This window comes from Dactylosporangium sp. CA-139114 (assembly GCF_050955725.1).
GTDB lineage: Bacteria > Actinomycetota > Actinomycetes > Mycobacteriales > Micromonosporaceae > Dactylosporangium.
In genome coordinates, this window is record NZ_CP192080.1 from 46145 (window position 1) to 61505 (window position 15361).

The window sequence follows — 15361 nt, forward strand, 5'->3', positions numbered from 1 at the left end:
TCGTCCGCTTCTGCCTCGCCTAGCCTTTTCGAGCACGGGCGAAGTTAGGTGGGTCGGCGTGTCAACGCACCCAGGGGGTCTTCGTCCGTGCCCTCAAGCCGGTCGAGCAGCCGATGCTCGCGCGGCAGGAGCCGGATCCCGGCCCGCTCCCGCACCCCCGCGAGGTCCGACAGCGCCCGCTCCCGCCCCGCCGGCTCGGCGCTCACCGCCAGGCCGACGAGCGCCTCGAGCACGTCCCTGACGTCGTCGCGGCCGGCCAGGAGGTTCGCGGCCGACTCGAACGCGACCGCCGCCGTGGCCCGGGCCCCGCGCTCCAGCGCCAGATAGCCGCTGACCAGCGCCGCCATCCCCGTGCTGCCGGGCACCGCGGCGAGCTCGGACAGCACCGCGGAGGCCTCGCCCACCCGTCCGCTTTCGGCGAACGCCTGGCCGAGGGTGCCCAGCACCCGCACCCGGTGCGTGGGGTCCCCGACCTCGGCGATCGCGATCGCGGCCCGCCGGGCCAGCGCGATCGCCTCCTCGAAGCGGCCGTCGAGCCGGGCGACCTCGGCGAGATTGGCCTCCGTGAGCGCCCGCAGCCGGGTGTCGCCCGCCTCCAGCGCGCGCCGCCCCGCGCCCTCGAGCCGCCGCCCGGCCGCACCCAGGTCGCCGGCGAGCACGTCGTGCCAGGCGAGGTTGTTCTGCACGACCGCGATCTCGCGCGCCCGGCCGGAGCGGATGGCCAGGCCGAGGGCGGCCTCGTTGTGCCGGCGGGCCTCGTCGCTGCCGCCGAGCGCCTGCCAGATCCCGGCGAGGACGGCCCGCGCGGTGAGCTCGCCGGTGACGTCGCCGCGCGCGGCGAGCACGGTCAGGGCCGCCTCGGTCGCGCACACCTCGCCGGCCCCGCGCCCGTGCGCGGCCGCGAGCATCGCCGCGCCGACCTGCGCCCAGGCCCGGATGACGGGATCGCAGCCCGCCGTGCGCCGGTCGTCGAGGAGCCGGCGCAGCAGGTGGAAGCCCTCGACGTCGCGCCCGCGCAGCCGGCACCAGCGCGGGATGGCCCCGGCGAGCCGCAGCGCGAGCTCGGGATCGCGGACGGACGCGTAGCGCAGCGCCGTGCGAATGTCGCTGTTGAGGTAGTCCAGCCGCAGCACCGCCGCGGCGCTGCCCGCCCCGGTCAGCTCGGCCGAGATCCGCACCGCCGTCCGCGTGACGACCTCGGCGTGCCGCAGGCGGGCGGCGCGCAGCTCCCCGGCGTCGGCGCAGCGCTCGGCGGCGAAGTCGAAGACCACGTCGAGGAGCCGGAACCGCAGGTCGCCCGGGCCGCGCACGCTCACCAGCCCCAGCCCGACCAGCCGGTCGAGCACCGCCTCGACGTCGTCGACCACCCCGTCGAGCAGGGCCTCGGCCAGCTCGACCGACCACTTCCCGCGAAACGTCGCGAGCCGGCGCAGGGCCGCCTGCTCGTGCCCGGCCAGCAGCGCGTAGCTGTCGGCGACGGCGTCACGCAGCCGGCGGCCGGCCGGGTCGGTGGCGGCGAGGTCGAGGACGCGGTTGCCGTACCGCGCCAGCAGCTCCCCGAGCTCCAGCACCCGCCCGCGCGCGGCCGCGAGCTCGATGGCGAGCGGCAGCCCGTCGAACCGGCGCACCAGCTCCGCGATCGTGGCCAGCTCGTCGTCCCGGACCGGCTCGCGCCGCACCGCCCGCAGCCGCTGCACGAACAGCGCCACGGCCGGCACCCGGCGCAGCTCCGCCGGGTCGAGCCGCCGCCCGACCGGCACCTCGAGCGGGTGCACCTGCCAGTCCACGACGCCCGGCAGATCCCCGGCGAGGGGGCGGCGGCTGGTGACCAGCACGCGTAGGGCCGGCACCCGGGCCCGCAGCCACGCGATGGCCTCGGCCGCGGCCCGGGGCGAGTGGTCCACCCCGTCGAGCACCAGCAGCGCGGCCGGCGCCCGGTCGCCGTGCGGATGGTCGCCGAAGCGCTCGATGAGCTCCTCGGCGCGGGCCACGCCGAAGACGGCCGCGACGGCGGAGAAGATGTCGGTGGGCTGGGAGATGTCGGTGACGGTCACGGAGACCGCGGTCCAGCCGGCCGCGACCGTGCGGTGCGCGACCGCGTGCGCGAGCCCGGTCTTGCCGACCCCGGCCATCCCGATCAGCGCGATGATCTCCGCCGAGCCGGACCCGAGCAGGCCCAGCAGCTCGGCGATGTCCGCGTCGCGTCCGACCAGGGGCGGCATGGTGGGCAGCGGCAGCGCGGTGCGGGCCGCGTGGCTCGGCACCGGCAGCGGTGCGAGGACCGGCTTCTCCACGTGCCGGGAACGGCGGGCCACGCTGTCGTGCCGCGGGCCGAGGTTGCGGTTCGCGGCCGAGTTCAGGAACGCCTCGCGGGCCGAGCCGGTCAGGTCGAGCGCGTCGGCCAGCAGGGCGAGGGTGTTGCGCTGCGGCCGGGCGACCCGCCCGCGCTCGAGCTCGCGAAGGGTGCGCACACCCAGCCCGGACCGGGCGGCCAGCTCGTCCTGGGTGAGCCCCCGTTCCAGGCGGCTGGCTCGCAGCGTCGCGGCGAAGCCTGCCCCGGCATTGCGCGGATCATGATCCGCAACGGGAGACATGTTGTCGAAGGGTACTGAGCCGAGGCCCGTCGCAGTAGCCACGCGTCAGAACCACGACGATTGTCAATATTCGGTCAGTGCCGGCGGGGCCACCAGTTCCAGCGGTCGAGCATCCCCATGAGGGCCGGCAGCAGCAGACCGCGCACGACGGTCACGTCGAGCAGGATCGCCACCGCCATGCCGACGCCGATCTCCTTCACGGCGACCAGCCCGCCGGCGGCGAAGCCCAGGAACACGATCCCGATGCAGATCGCCGCCGCGGTGACCACCGGGCCCGAGCGGGTGATCCCGCGCAGCACCGCCCGGTCGGTGTCGGGGCGCTGGTCGTACTCCTCCTTGATCCGCGCGAGCAGGAAGACCTCGTAGTCCATGGACAGCCCGAAGATGAACACGAAGAGCAGCACCGGCGTGGTCAGGTCCAGCCCGCCCCACGAGTCGAAGAAGAGCGGCACCTGGCCCCAGCCCCACTGGAACACCACGATCAGCACGCCGAGCGTCGCGGCCAGGGTCAGCAGATTCATCAGGACGGCCTTGAGCGGGACGACCACCGAGCCGGTCAGCCAGAACAGCAGCACCACGGTGACGAGCAGGACGACGAGCGCGGCCACGGGCAGGCGCCCGGCGAGGGAGTCGCGGTAGTCCACGACCTCGGCCGCCGGGCCGGTCACCCACTTCGCGTAGGGCGTGGGCAGCGCGCGGACGTTGCGCACCAGGTCGTAGCTCTGCCGGTCGCCGACGCGGCCCTTGGGCGTCAGGTCGAGGATCGTCCAGCCGGCCGGGACGTCGGCGCGCACGTCCTGGCGCAGGACCTCGGCCGGCAGCTGCCCGGCGATCCGGTTCATCAGGTCCCGCACGTCCGCGCGCTCCGGCCCGGCCCGCAGCAGCACCGAGACCGTCGGGGGAGTGTCGTTGAGGAACTTCGACTCCATCACGTCGTACGCCCGCCGCGCCTCGTTCGAACTCGGCAGCGCCCGGGCGTCGGAGTTGGCGAGGTTGGCCCCGAGCAGGGGCGCGGCGAGCACCAGCAGCCCGACGGCCGCGAGCAGGGCCACCCGGGACGGATCCCGCTGCGCCCGCGCGGCCAGCCGGGCCAGCAGGCCGCCCCAGCGGACCGTGGCCGCGGGCCCGATCCGGTCGCCGGTGAGCGAGATCAGGGCGGGGACCAGCGTCAGCGCGGACAGCGTCGCCAGCGCCACGACCGCCGCCCCACCCAGGGCGACCGCGGCCAGCAGCGGCTCGGCGAACGCGGTCAGCCCGGCCAGGGTCAGCGTCACCGCGAGGCCCGAGATCGCGACCGCGCGGCCGGCCCGCCGCACGGCGACCCGCAGCGCCTCGTCCGGGTCGTGGCTGAGCCGCTCCTCGCGGTACCGGGCCACGATGAGCAGGGAATAGTCGACCGCCAGCCCGATCCCGAGCAGCGTCACGACGTTGAGGGAATACTCGCTGACCTTCGTCGCGTGACTCAGCCCGAGCAGGACGAGCAGCGACCCGGTGACGCTCGCGACCGTGACGGCCAGCGGCAGCGCGGCGGCGAGGAAGCCGCCGAAGAAGAGGTACAGCGCGACGAGCAGGGCCGCGAAGGCGACGCTCTCGCCGATCGCGAGGTCGTGCACGGACTGCTCGGCGAACGCGCGCTCGGCCAGCTTGTCCCCGCCGACCTGCACGCTGGGCGCCGCGATGCGCTCGAGGCGGGCCCGCACCCGGTCCTCCAGCTCCTCGCGCGGCGCGTCGGCCAGGCCCGGGACGAGCTCCACCTGCACGCTCACGCTGCGGTTGTCCGCGCCGATGCGGCCGCCGACGCCCGTGTAGAGGTCGTTGACCTCCTTGACCCCGGGCATCGCGCGGATCTCCCGCGCCGCCGAGCCGATGCTCGCGACCAGGCCGGGGTCGTACGGGTCCGCCCCCTCCACCACCGCGAACACCTGCGAGCCGGTGGGCGCGAGCTCGTCGATGTGCCGCTGCCCGACGGCCGACTCGCTGTCCGGCCGGTTGGTGCCGGTGCTGCTCAGGCGGTCGAACAGCCCTCCGCCGAACACGGCCCCGGCGATCGTGACCGCCAGCCACAGCCCGACGACGACCCAGCGCAACCTGACGACCCACGCGGCGAACACCGCAGTATGCAAGCACGCCGCACGGGCGGCCCGGATCGGCTACTCGGACGGCTTGGCGCGACCCCGGCCCCGTCCTCGCGCGGGCTTCTTCTTCTCGTCCTCCGTGCTCGACTCCCCGGCGCCCGGCTCCTCCGGCCAGAGCGGCGCGACGGAGGCGCGCCCCGTGGACGTCGTCGACGAGCTGGTCGAGGCGGCGAGCGCGGGCTGTTCGCCGACGGTCTCCTCGGCGTAGGCGCGCTTCGAGGCGTCGGAGGAGTAGGTGCGGCCCGCGGGTTCGACGCTGCCGCCGCCGTAGGCCCGCGAGGGGGCGTAGGCGTCCGACTCCAGGTCGGTGGCCGAGTCGAGCACGGGGGCGGCCCCGACCGCGACGGGCTCCTTGGCGGTCGCCTCCTCCTCGGAGTCGCGGCGGCGGTTCTCGGCCGCGTCCACCTCGGCCAGCGCGGCGTGCCAGTCGTTGTACTCGGCCGCCGAGCGGGCGTCGCGGTCCTCGGCGGCGGCGCGGCGGGCGGCCCGGGACTGCGCCCGCGAGCCGCGCGGGCCGATGGAGGAGACGATGACCGAGCCGGCCAGGCCGGCCAGCACCACGTACGGCGTGATGAAGAACGCCGACAGGTGCGGGTCGTGCTCGCCCAGGACGGGCTTGGAGAGGGAGTACGCGATGGCCACCAGCAGCGGGCCGGCGCCGCCGGCGAAGGCCACGCCCACGCGGTTGTCGCCGCGGCGGCTGGCGGGCCAGGCGGCCAGGGCGCCGATGAGCAGCGCGGCCACGATCATGAGCAGGGCGCTCGGCAGGTTGACCATGCCGTTGATCCAGGTGGCGTCGGTGAACTGCCAGGTGCCGAGCTGCGCGGCGGTGGCGGTGTTCCCGTCGGCGCGCACGACGTCGGCGACGGCGACCACGGCGAGCGTCCACACCCAGGCCGACGAGGCGATGACGTTCGCGGCAACGGCTCGGACGGACAGCGCGCCGATGGCCATGAGCAGCCCGACGATCAGGCCGGCGACGGCGTAGCCGCCCGCAGTGAAGTAGGGCGCGGCGTTGTCCGGCCGCGGCACCCGCGACGGGATGGCCACGAGCGGCACGATGATCAGCGAGCCGACGGCCGCGGCGAGCGCGATGACCATGCGCCAGGCGATCGTGTGGGCCTTGCCGCCGACGCTCTCGGGGTCGGCCGGGACCATTGCCCCGGCGCCGGCGAGCCGGTCGGCACAGATCGCGCCGATGACCGTCGAGGACGCGGCGAGCCAGGTCACCCAGGCGATGCTGCTGACCCAGACGGTGGCGCTGTCGCCGGTCGGCTGCCAGGAGATGATGCCGAGTCCGTAGCCGAGCCCGAGCTGCGCGGCACCGGCGCCGGCCGCGACGCCGATCGCCGTAGATATTGAGGTCGCCCAGCTTCTCGCCGCCATGCCGCGCAGCATAAGCCCACCCGTCCACCTCGGCGAGTCCAAGCCGGGGGTGCGTCAGAACCCTCCGGGCGAGGCGCGCGGGTGGCCATCTCGCGGCGTTGCGGCGGACCGGGAGGACATGATGGTGAACTGGAGGTATGGCGAACGAGCGCGACGACGAGTCCTCGACGCAGCCGTTCTGGCCCTTCGAGGGCGACGAGGACGACGCAGACGCCGACGCGACGCGGGTCCAGCGCCCCGATCCGGATGCCACCCAGGTCCGCCCCCCGGATGCCGAACCGGTCCGCCGGGTCCGGCCGACGGCCCGGGTCGTGGAGGAGACCTACGCCGACGCGCAGCGCGAGCGCTGGTCGGCCCGCGCCGGCGTGCCCGTGCCCGGCGACCCCGCGCTGCGCCCGTCCGCGCAGCCGGAGTGGACCGAGGAGGAAGAGGACCCGTACCAGGGGCGCTCCTGGCTCATGCCGGTCGTCGTCGGCATCGTCGCGCTGGTGCTGGTCGCCGCGCTCAGCGTCGGGCTGTACCTCATCTACCGCGCGACCGCCGAGGGCCGCAACGCACCCGAGGTCGTCGATTCGAGCTCCACGCCCGCCGCGGCCTCGTCCGCGCCGCCGCCGTCCAGTGCCCCGCCGCCGCCTTCGGCCGCGCCGTCCACGGAGGCCCCCGCGAGCGCGCCGCCCGGCCCGGTGACGATTCCGCCGCTGCGGGGCAACTCGCTGGCCGAGGCGACGGTGAAGCTGCAGGAGCTCGGGCTCGACGTGCGGGTGGAGCGCACGGTGGACGACTCGCTGCCGCCGGGCGAGGTGCTGTCCTCCCGGCCCGGGGAGGGCGCGACGGTGCTGGCGGGCGAGACGGTCACCCTCTCGGTCGCCGTGGCCCCGCCGGCGTCGGCGAATCCGCAGCCCAGCGTCTCCGCCAGCCGCTGAGGGCGTGGCGAAGGCGGGCCACGGAGAACGGAGGAGGGCCGGTCAGCCGACGGTGACCGGAATGCCGGCCCGTGCCGGGGCGGCGGAGCGCTGGTTGCGGGTGACGAAGCCCGGCTGCAGGCCCTGGAGCAGGACGAAGATCGAGCGGCGCTCCACGGCGTCGCCCGAGGTGTTGAGCTGATACCCGTCCAGCCACGCCCAGCCGTCGTAGGTCTGCCAGTCGTGCACGCGGATCACTCGGAACAGCATGGGCTGCGTGAACTGCACACTCGCGGTCTTCGTCACGCGCAGCACGTCACCTGTCCTCGGTAACACGGTGGGACTCCCGTCTTCTCCGTCGGCCTGGGGGGGAAGGGGCTGGTCACGGGGCCCTTCGCGGGGGCTTGTCCGTAACCGCCGATCGGCTGGATCGTTTGTCGCTGCGTCCACTTGAGGGGGATTGGTCGGCCCAGTGAACAATCCGTGACCCCAGCTACACGGACAGGTTGCCCCACAACGGTGATCAATGCAACTTGCAAGTCGAACTTTCCACCGCAGGTATGAGTCACAGAATGTTGTGCCGAGCAGCCTTGCGCGGCTCTACGATGTTGCGCTGATCTATACCTGGATCCCGCGGCGTGGAGGTGCGACGAACGTGGCAAGTCGACGAGGCAGCCCGACCCTCCGGCGCAGGCAGCTGGGCATGGAACTGCGACGGCTGCGCGAGGCCGCACACGTCACCATCGACCAGGTCGCCGAGCGGCTGGAGTGCTCCGGCTCGAAGATCTCGCGGATCGAGACCGGGCAGACCGGCGTCACGCCCCGCGACGTGCGCGACATGCTCGACATCTACGGGGTCGACCCGGAATACGCCGACCAGCTGCTGAAGATCGCGCGCGAGGCGCGGCAGAAGGGCTGGTGGCAGCTGTACGGCGACGTGCTCACGAGCGCCTACGTGGGCCTCGAGGCCGCCGCCGACCACATCCGCTCCTATGAGGCGCTCGTCGTCCCCGGGCTGTTGCAGACCGAGGAATACGCGCAGGCCATGATTCACGCCGCCCGCCCCGACATCGGTGCCACGGATGTCGAGAAACGCGTGCGTGTCCGAATAAGCCGACAGTCGTTACTCACTCAGGATGACCCGATCGATCTCTGGGTGGTGCTGGACGAGGCCGTTCTGCGCCGCCCGGTGGGTGGCAGGGCGGTCATGCGTCGCCAGCTCGAGCATCTTGCTCTGGCGGCCGGCTGGCCGAACGTGACTCTCCAGGTCCTGCCCTTCTCCGCCGGTGCGCACGCCGGGATGGACGGGGCTTTCACGATGTTGCTGTACGACGAGTCTGCCGGGCAGAACTTCGCGTTCGCGTCGAACGCGGCCGGCGGCCTCTTTCTCGAGAAGGACGACGAGCTTCAGCGCTACGGATTCATCTTTGACTACTTGCGCGCCAACGCACTGCGTCCGGACGAGTCAGTGTCGATGTTCGTGAAGCTGGCAAAGGAGTTGTAGTGGAGATCGAAGCCAAGGGCTTCAGCGTGAACCTCGACGGTGCCGCGTGGCGCAAAAGCACCCGCAGCGGGCCGTACTCGGACAACTGCGTCGAGGTCGCGTTCGCCGGCGGGGCTGTGGCGCTCCGCGACTCGAAGGACAAGACCGGTCCGGTTCTGCTGTTCACGCCCGAGGAGTGGGTGGCCTTCGTCGGCGGCACCAAGGACGGCGAGTTCGACCTGGCGTGACATCACGCCCCGCGCCAATCCGGCCGGCCCGTTTCCGCGGCGATTCGCCAGCGGGACGGGCCGGACGTTTTCGGGGCCCCGGGCGCGACGCGCCGGTGCGGGCGGGGGTTTTTCGCCCGGTGTTTGCCCCGGAGCGTGGCCGTTGCACCAGCAACGTCGTTGTAGGAGTGAGTGCCGCGAATCGCCCGATTCCGACACTTCCCCCCGAGTGAGATAAGGCTTCCTACCGTGAACATTGGCCCCGAAAACTTCGGCAACGGATCGTCGAAGACCGACGACCGTTTCTCCGGGCAACTGGGTAGCTACCGTCCGGGCGGTCGCCGCGACGGCCTCGGCGACGGGCCGCTCGACGACCTGTCCCCGCGCAACGGCTCGCCGCTGGACCGGGCGACGATGCCGCTGGACATGACGCCGCCCAAGCTTCCCGAGTCGTCGCTCGTCGCGGACCTCGGCCCGCTCACCGGAGGCTCGCTGAGCTCCAGCTCGCTGAGCTCCGCCTCCCCGCTGACCGAGCCGATGTTCGGCCGCGACTCCTGGCTGGACACGCCGACCGGGTCGATGGCCGACCACCCGCTGCTGCGCGGCCTGCTCATGGAGCTGCCGCCGAAGGGCACCATGCCGCAGCAGGAGTGGCTGGACCGCTGGTTCGAGGCGGCGCGCAGCATCCTGGAGCTCATCTACTCCCAGGAGTCCCGGCAGCTGAAGTAGGGCGAGCGTGCGCCCTTGCCTGTCTATCGACAGGTCGATCCGCACCCTGTACAAAGCAGGGAGGACTCGACCTGGGGAGGTCGGACGGGCTCCGGGTGCGTCGTCAGCGTGGCCGGGGCCCGTCATGAGCACCGGTGCTCGAACATCCTTCTGGCTCGATCCCTGGGCGCGGCCGGCGCCCACGTGAAGGCAGAGACGCCTCAAGACCGCGGCCGCGTGGCCGATGCATCAACACGGTGGGCAAGATCAGTGGTATCGGCTGAATGTCCGATTGGTCGCGCCACCTTCGGCCGAGTGCCGTGTCGCAAAGTTGATGGTCGATCTTGAAATGTCCGCTTAGCTTGGGTCGAAGTTTGCCGGTGTAACGGGCAGCGGAGCAAGGAGGAACTGACGTGACCGATTCGGATCTGATCTTCGCCTGTGTCAGCGGGTTCGGCCTGCTGGCGTTGAGTGTCGGCGCATTCGGCGTGCTGGACGCCTACCACAAGCGCGGCCTCGGCGATCGGCGAATCGACTGGCTGATCGGTCTCTACGCCCTCGGCGTCGTCGCGAACATCGTCGCGTACGTGATGCTGGACCGCTGGTACATCGCGGCCCCGCTCGCCCTCATGCTGTGGCCGGCCGAGCGCGCCTTCGAGAAGCGGGGCACCTTCAAGCGCCGCACCGCGAAGGTCGACGCCATCACCGGCCGCTGACCTTCTCACGATGCGGGAATTGTCCGCTTGATGTGACAAATCCCAAAGAATGCGGAATGGGCGCCGTCGCGGCGCCCATCAGCATGTTCAGACCGCGAACGTCTTGAGCGGCTCGGTCGCGGGGGCGGGCGGCGCGGCGCGCCAGAGGCGGGTCTTCTGGGCGCCGAGGCGGGCCAGGTAGTTCGGGTTGAGCAGGATGTACCGCCGCCAGAGCCGCTTCGGTTCGAGCCCGAGCCGCCACAGCCACTCCAGCGCGTAGCGCTGCATCCAGGCGGGCGGGTTCTTCAGGCCCCCGGCGTGGTAGTCGAACGCCGCGCCGACGGCCAGCATCGGCGCGTCGACCAGGTGCTTCATCGCGTAGACGAACACCTCCTGGCGGGGGCAGCCCAGGCCGACCATGACGACCCGAGCGCCCGAGGCCTTGATGCGGGCCGCGATCTGCTCCGGCTCACCGTCGGCGGCCGGGCGGAACTTGGAGGGCTCCATCCCGGCGATCTTCAGGGCCGGGAAGCGCTCGTGCAGCTTGCCGGCGAGGCGGTCCAGCGTCTCCTGGGTGGAGCCGTAGAAGTACACCGGCAGGCCCTCCTCGGCGCTCGCGGCGAGCACCTTGAGGGTCAGGTCCGGCCCGTACACCCGGTCGGCGAGCTGGGCGTGGTGGAGCAGGTTGAGGGCCCACCGCACCGGCTGACCGTCGGGCGTCACGAGGTCGAAGGAGTTCAGCCGGGCCCCGTGCGCCTTGTCCTGCACGCCGGTCATGACCCCGTGCACGGCGAGGGCGGTGACGGCCAGCGAGCGCCCGTCACGGGCCGCGCTCATCACCTTGTCGACGGCGCTGTCGTAGTCGACGGCGCTGACCTCGACGCCGAGGACGTTCCGCTTGCCCTGATCGATCACGACGTCAGGCTTCCGGCGTCCACTTGCCGACGTTGGCCTCGTAGATCTCCTGGCAGATCATGGGCACGTCGTAGACCTGCTTCCAGTCCGGGTAGTCCATCTGGAAGCGCTCGTTCGACCCGATCCACCAGATGTGGTCGCCGACCCGGTTGGCCTCGTGGTACTCGGTCACCATCTCGTTACCGGTGATCGACTGGGCCAGCGCGAACGCCTCGAGCATGGAGGTGTTCGAGTGCCGCCCGCCGCCGAGGTTGTAGACCGCGGCGGAGCGCGGGTTGCGGAAGAATGCCTCGAACGCGCTGGTCACGTCGTGGCTGTGGATGGCGTCTCGGACCTGCTTGCCCTTGTAGCCGAACATCCGATAGGTCCGGCGCTCCATGTTGCAGCGCATGACGTAGGCGAGGAAGCCGTGCAGCTCGGTCGCGGAGTGCGCCGGGCCGGTCAGCGTGCCACCGCGGAAGCAGGCGGTCTTCATGTCGAAGTAGCGCCCGTACTCCTGCACCATCACGTCGGCGGCGACCTTGGAGGCGCCGAAGACGGAGTGCAGGCACGAGTCGATCGACATGTCCTCCTTGATGCCGCCTTCGTACTCGTGGCCGGCCTGGATCTCCCAGCGGGTCTCGAGCTCGTCGTAGGGCAGCGAGTTGGGCCGGTCGCCGTAGACCTTGTTGGTCGAGCAGTGGATGAACGGCGCCTCGATGCAGTGCTCGCGCACGTTCTGCAGCAGGTTGAGGGTGCCGCCGGCGTTGACGTCGAAGTCCGTGAAGGGGTCGCGGACCGCCCAGTCGTGCGACGGCTGGGCCGCCGTGTGGATGACGACCGCGATGTCCTTCGCATACCTCTTGAAGATCGCCGCGAGCGCGTCGCGATCCCGGATGTCCACGTCGTGGTGGGTGTACGCCTCGCCGAGGTCACTCGTAAGACGGACCACGTTCCAGGCGGTGGAGGCCTCGGCGCCGAAGAAGCGCTTGCGCATGTCGTTGTCGATGCCGACAACGTCCAGCCCCAGAGAGGCGAAGTGGCGCACGGCTTCAGATCCGATGAGTCCGGCCGACCCGGTCACTAGTGCAACGCTCACGAGACGGCAGCATACCCGTGGCGACACAAAGCCCCCCGCAGCCGCAGACGAACAAAGCCACGAACCCGACGAAGCGAAGCAAGTCACGAGGGCCGAAGGCCGAGTGCAGAAGACCGCACCCAGCAGACGGACCGCAACCAGCGACCGGGGGGTTTGGGTGGGCGGGAGCCCCCCAATGGGGAGCGACCGAAGGGAGCGCGAAGGATCCACCGCTGATACGGCGAAAGGCGGCTCCGCTGCCTGAGCAGGAGCCGCCTCAGCGGTGGGGAAGGGGGGAGTTGAACCCCCACGCCCTTTCGGGCACACGGACCTGAACCGTGCGCGTCTGCCATTCCGCCACTTCCCCTTGGACCATCTGAAGCAAGCTTCGTTTGGTCCGGCGCGTCAGAGCATAACTCAAGTCCCACTCGGCAGAATCACCGGGTAGGCACTAGGCTTCCCTGGGCGCCACGGAAGAGTAGCACGGGCCAGCCGGTCAGCTTGCATACGGGCGTGCGACGTCCGGATACCATCATGACCTCGGAACCCGAGGAGGAACCGGTGAGTGTGCTGCAGCGCTTCGAGAAGCGCCTAGAGGGCCTGGTCGAGGGGGCCTTCGCCAAGGTCTTCAAGGGGGTCGTCCACCCCGTGGAGATCCTCAACGCCATGCAACGGGAGGCGGAAGCCCACAAGGCGATTCTGGCCGGCGGGCGCACGCTCGTGCCGAATCGCTACGTGATCGACCTGTCCCCCTACGACCACAGCCGGCTGGCGCCGTATGCCGCCGCGCTCGCCCAGGAGCTCGCCCAGTCGCAGGCCGAGTTCATCGGCGAGCAGGGCTGGACGGTCTACGGCGATGTCATCGTCGAGATCGAGCGCGGCGACGGGCTCGACACCGGCATGTTCCGCGTGACCGCCGAGGTCTACACCGGCGCCGACGTCGCGCCCCCGCCGACCCCGGACCCGTATGGTGGCTACAACCAGCAGCCGGCCGGCGGCGGCTACGGGCCCCCGCCCGGCGGACCCGGCGGCCCGGCGCGCAACGTTCGACTGGTGTCCGGCGACGGGCGAAGCTACCCTCTGTCGATCGGTTCGACCGTGATCGGCCGGGGCGACCAGGCCAACATGCGGCTCCCCGATGTCGGGATCTCGCGTCGCCACGCGCGGCTCGACTTCGACGGGGCGCAGGTCGTGCTGACCGATCTCGGCTCCACGAACGGCACGATGGTCAACGGCCAACGCGTCTCGGCTGTCGCGTTGAACCCCGGTGACATGATCCAGCTCGGCACGACCACGCTGACCTACCGCGTGGATGGATGACCGTACTTCACGTAGGCGGATCTGAATGAGCGCGTCGTAGATGGAATTCGTCATCACTGTCGCCCGGTACGGGCTGCTCGTGCTGCTGTGGATCTTCGTATTCACGGTCGTGGGAGTGATCCGCCGGGACCTGTTCGCGGGCTCGCGTTCGAGCCGGATCGTCGCTGCGCCCCGGGGGGTTGGTGCGGTGACGGCTCCCGGCCGTCCGGCGAAGGTGAAGCGGGGCAAGACCGCCAACCAGCTCTTCGTCACCGCAGGCGCGCTGGCAGGCACCCGCATCACCCTTGGTGAGGCTCCGATCACGATCGGGCGCGCCGAGGACTCGACGCTGGTGATAACCGACGACTACGCCTCGTCCAAGCACGCCCGTCTCGTGCCGCGCGCCGGCCAGTGGTACCTCGAGGATCTGGGCTCCACCAACGGCACCTACCTCGACAAGACCAAGGTCAGCGCGCCTACCCCCGTCCCCCTCGGCGTGCCGATTCGCATCGGCCGCACTTCACTCGAGTTACGGCCATGACCCTCACCTTGCGCTATGCGGCACGCAGCGACCGCGGTCTGATCCGGAGCGGGAACCAGGATTCCGTCTACGCCGGACCGCGGCTGCTTGCCGTGGCCGACGGCATGGGCGGCATGGCCGCCGGTGACGTCGCCAGCAACATCGTCATCGCCACCATGGCGCCACTCGACGAGGATGTGCCCGGCAACGCCATGATCGACACCCTTCGGGGCGCCGTCGACCTGGCGAACCAGCAGATCCGAGACGCGGTCGAGGAGAACCCGGCCATGGAGGGCATGGGGACGACCCTGACCGCCATGCTGTTCTCCGGCTCCAAGATGGGCATGGTGCACATCGGCGACTCGCGCGCATACCTCGTGCGCGACGGCGAGTTCGCCCAGGTCACCAAGGACGACACCTACGTCCAGATGCTCGTCGATGAGGGCCGCATCAGCCTGGAGGAGGCCAACAGCCACCCCCAGCGCTCGCTGCTGACCCGAGCGCTCGACGGCCGCGACGCGGACCCCGAGTACTCGGTCCGCCAGGTCAAGCCCGGCGACCGTTACCTGCTCTGCAGCGACGGCCTGTCGGGCGTGGTGAGCGCGGAGACCATCGAGTCCACGCTGCGCGAGTACGTCGACCCTAACCAGTGCGCAGGCCGGCTCATCGAGCTGGCCCTGCGCGGCGGCGGGCCCGACAACATCACCGTGATCGTCGCCGACGTCACCGACGAGGACATCGTCGAGGCGCGGCCGATCGTCGGCGGTGCGGCGGCCCAGGACCGGGGCATGGCGACCTCAGCGGACCAGTCCATGTCCTCGGCTCGAGGTGCCGCGCTCGCCGCGCCTCGCCCGCCGGTGCCGGACGACGAGGCCGAGCAGCGCGCCAACGCCGCGGGCAACACCCGCGAGGACGGCGAGCAGCGCTCCCGCCGCCACCCGGTGCGCACCGCGATCCTCCTCGTGGTGCTGCTGGGCCTGCTCGGGGGTGGCCTCTGGTACGGCTGGAGCGTGACCCAGTCGCGCTACTACGTCGGCGCCACGGATGCCGGCCGGATCGCGATCTTCAAGGGCGTGCCCGGCAAGGTCGCCTGGCTCGACCTCTCCGAGGTCTACATGGAGAGCCCGACGCTCACCCTCGACGACCTCACGCCGGCCGCCCAGGGCACCGTCAAGCAGGGCATCCAGGTCGACACCCTCGCGCAGGCCCAGGACAAGCTGGCCCAGCTCGAGGACCCGGCCAACCCCAACCGCAAGCAGGCCTGCCCGACGGCGCAACCCTCCGATTCCGCCTCTGCGTCTCTTTCCGTGTCGGCCACCTCGAACCCGAGCGGCGGTGTCAGCGCGCCCGCCGGGGATCCCGCCGTCCCGCCGTCACCGACCGACGACCCGTCCGCCACGCTGACCCCGACCCCCGGCGCCAGTTGCTGACGTGCTGAGG

14 protein-coding genes and 1 tRNA gene are annotated in these 15361 nt (G+C 71.6%); 8 read left to right on the forward strand and 7 right to left on the reverse strand.

Annotation, left to right across the window (positions count from 1 at the left end):
• Nucleotides 1–44: 44 nt before the first annotated feature.
• The 3 genes from ACQP2P_RS00220 to ACQP2P_RS00230 form a co-directional block, all read right to left on the reverse strand.
• Nucleotides 45–2594 carry an ATP-binding protein gene (locus tag ACQP2P_RS00220; RefSeq protein ID WP_433612081.1) on the reverse strand — a complete coding sequence of 850 codons (2550 nt, stop codon included), beginning with the start codon at nucleotides 2592–2594 and terminating at the stop codon, nucleotides 45–47.
• A gap of 74 nt (nucleotides 2595–2668) precedes the next feature.
• Nucleotides 2669–4705: an MMPL family transporter gene (locus tag ACQP2P_RS00225; protein WP_433612083.1), complete on the reverse strand. Its 2037-nt coding sequence runs from the start codon at nucleotides 4703–4705 to the stop codon at nucleotides 2669–2671.
• Between the two features lie 39 nt (nucleotides 4706–4744).
• Entirely contained in the window at nucleotides 4745–6115 is a 1371-nt protein-coding gene (locus tag ACQP2P_RS00230; protein WP_433612085.1) for a hypothetical protein, read from the reverse strand.
• A 137-nt stretch (nucleotides 6116–6252) separates the two neighbouring features.
• Here ACQP2P_RS00230 and ACQP2P_RS00235 point away from each other — a divergent pair, with 137 nt between their 5' ends.
• Nucleotides 6253–7038 carry a PASTA domain-containing protein gene (locus ACQP2P_RS00235; RefSeq protein WP_433612088.1) on the forward strand — a complete coding sequence of 262 codons (786 nt, stop codon included), beginning with the start codon at nucleotides 6253–6255 and terminating at the stop codon, nucleotides 7036–7038.
• Between the two features lie 42 nt (nucleotides 7039–7080).
• Here the strand turns inward: ACQP2P_RS00235 and ACQP2P_RS00240 are convergent, their stop codons facing one another.
• A complete protein-coding gene (locus ACQP2P_RS00240) occupies nucleotides 7081–7353 on the reverse strand; it encodes a hypothetical protein (RefSeq protein ID WP_433612090.1) in 273 nt (90 codons plus the stop codon).
• Nucleotides 7354–7720: 367 nt separating this feature from the next.
• On the opposite strand from ACQP2P_RS00240, the gene ACQP2P_RS00245 reads away from it, so the two are divergent.
• From ACQP2P_RS00245 to ACQP2P_RS00260, 4 genes are all read left to right on the forward strand, one after another.
• Entirely contained in the window at nucleotides 7721–8521 is an 801-nt protein-coding gene (locus tag ACQP2P_RS00245; protein ID WP_433081959.1) for a helix-turn-helix domain-containing protein, read from the forward strand.
• Nucleotides 8521–8748 (forward strand): DUF397 domain-containing protein, encoded by a 228-nt coding sequence (locus ACQP2P_RS00250; RefSeq protein WP_433612092.1) that lies wholly within the window; start codon nucleotides 8521–8523, stop codon nucleotides 8746–8748. The genes ACQP2P_RS00245 and ACQP2P_RS00250 overlap by 1 nt, the downstream gene beginning before the upstream one ends.
• Nucleotides 8749–8976: 228 nt before the next feature.
• Nucleotides 8977–9456, forward strand: a complete 480-nt coding sequence (locus tag ACQP2P_RS00255) for a hypothetical protein (RefSeq protein WP_433081963.1) — start codon at nucleotides 8977–8979, stop codon at nucleotides 9454–9456.
• Nucleotides 9457–9848: 392 nt separating this feature from the next.
• Nucleotides 9849–10151 (forward strand): hypothetical protein, encoded by a 303-nt coding sequence (locus ACQP2P_RS00260; RefSeq protein WP_433612095.1) that lies wholly within the window; start codon nucleotides 9849–9851, stop codon nucleotides 10149–10151.
• An 87-nt stretch (nucleotides 10152–10238) separates the two neighbouring features.
• Here ACQP2P_RS00260 and ACQP2P_RS00265 read toward each other — a convergent pair whose 3' ends face one another.
• The 3 genes from ACQP2P_RS00265 to ACQP2P_RS00275 form a co-directional block, all read right to left on the reverse strand.
• Nucleotides 10239–11045 (reverse strand): WecB/TagA/CpsF family glycosyltransferase, encoded by an 807-nt coding sequence (locus ACQP2P_RS00265; RefSeq protein ID WP_433081967.1) that lies wholly within the window; start codon nucleotides 11043–11045, stop codon nucleotides 10239–10241.
• A 4-nt stretch (nucleotides 11046–11049) separates the two neighbouring features.
• Nucleotides 11050–12123 (reverse strand): NAD-dependent epimerase/dehydratase family protein, encoded by a 1074-nt coding sequence (locus tag ACQP2P_RS00270; RefSeq protein ID WP_433612097.1) that lies wholly within the window; start codon nucleotides 12121–12123, stop codon nucleotides 11050–11052.
• Between the two features lie 263 nt (nucleotides 12124–12386).
• Nucleotides 12387–12469, reverse strand: a tRNA-Leu gene (locus tag ACQP2P_RS00275).
• 167 nt (nucleotides 12470–12636) lie between these two features.
• Here ACQP2P_RS00275 and ACQP2P_RS00280 point away from each other — a divergent pair.
• Genes ACQP2P_RS00280 through ACQP2P_RS00290 form a run of 3 tightly spaced genes read left to right on the forward strand, consistent with a single transcriptional unit; the run spans nucleotide 12637 to nucleotide 15351 of the window.
• Complete coding sequence (locus ACQP2P_RS00280; protein WP_433619571.1) at nucleotides 12637–13422, forward strand: FhaA domain-containing protein; 786 nt, start codon at nucleotides 12637–12639, stop codon at nucleotides 13420–13422.
• A 40-nt stretch (nucleotides 13423–13462) separates the two neighbouring features.
• Entirely contained in the window at nucleotides 13463–13942 is a 480-nt protein-coding gene (locus tag ACQP2P_RS00285; protein ID WP_433054374.1) for an FHA domain-containing protein FhaB/FipA, read from the forward strand.
• The gene (locus ACQP2P_RS00290; RefSeq protein WP_433612100.1) at nucleotides 13939–15351 is read left to right on the forward strand and encodes a PP2C family protein-serine/threonine phosphatase; all 1413 of its coding nucleotides are present in this window, start codon (nucleotides 13939–13941) and stop codon (nucleotides 15349–15351) included. The genes ACQP2P_RS00285 and ACQP2P_RS00290 overlap by 4 nt, the downstream gene beginning before the upstream one ends.
• The last annotated feature ends 10 nt before the right edge of the window (nucleotides 15352–15361 follow it).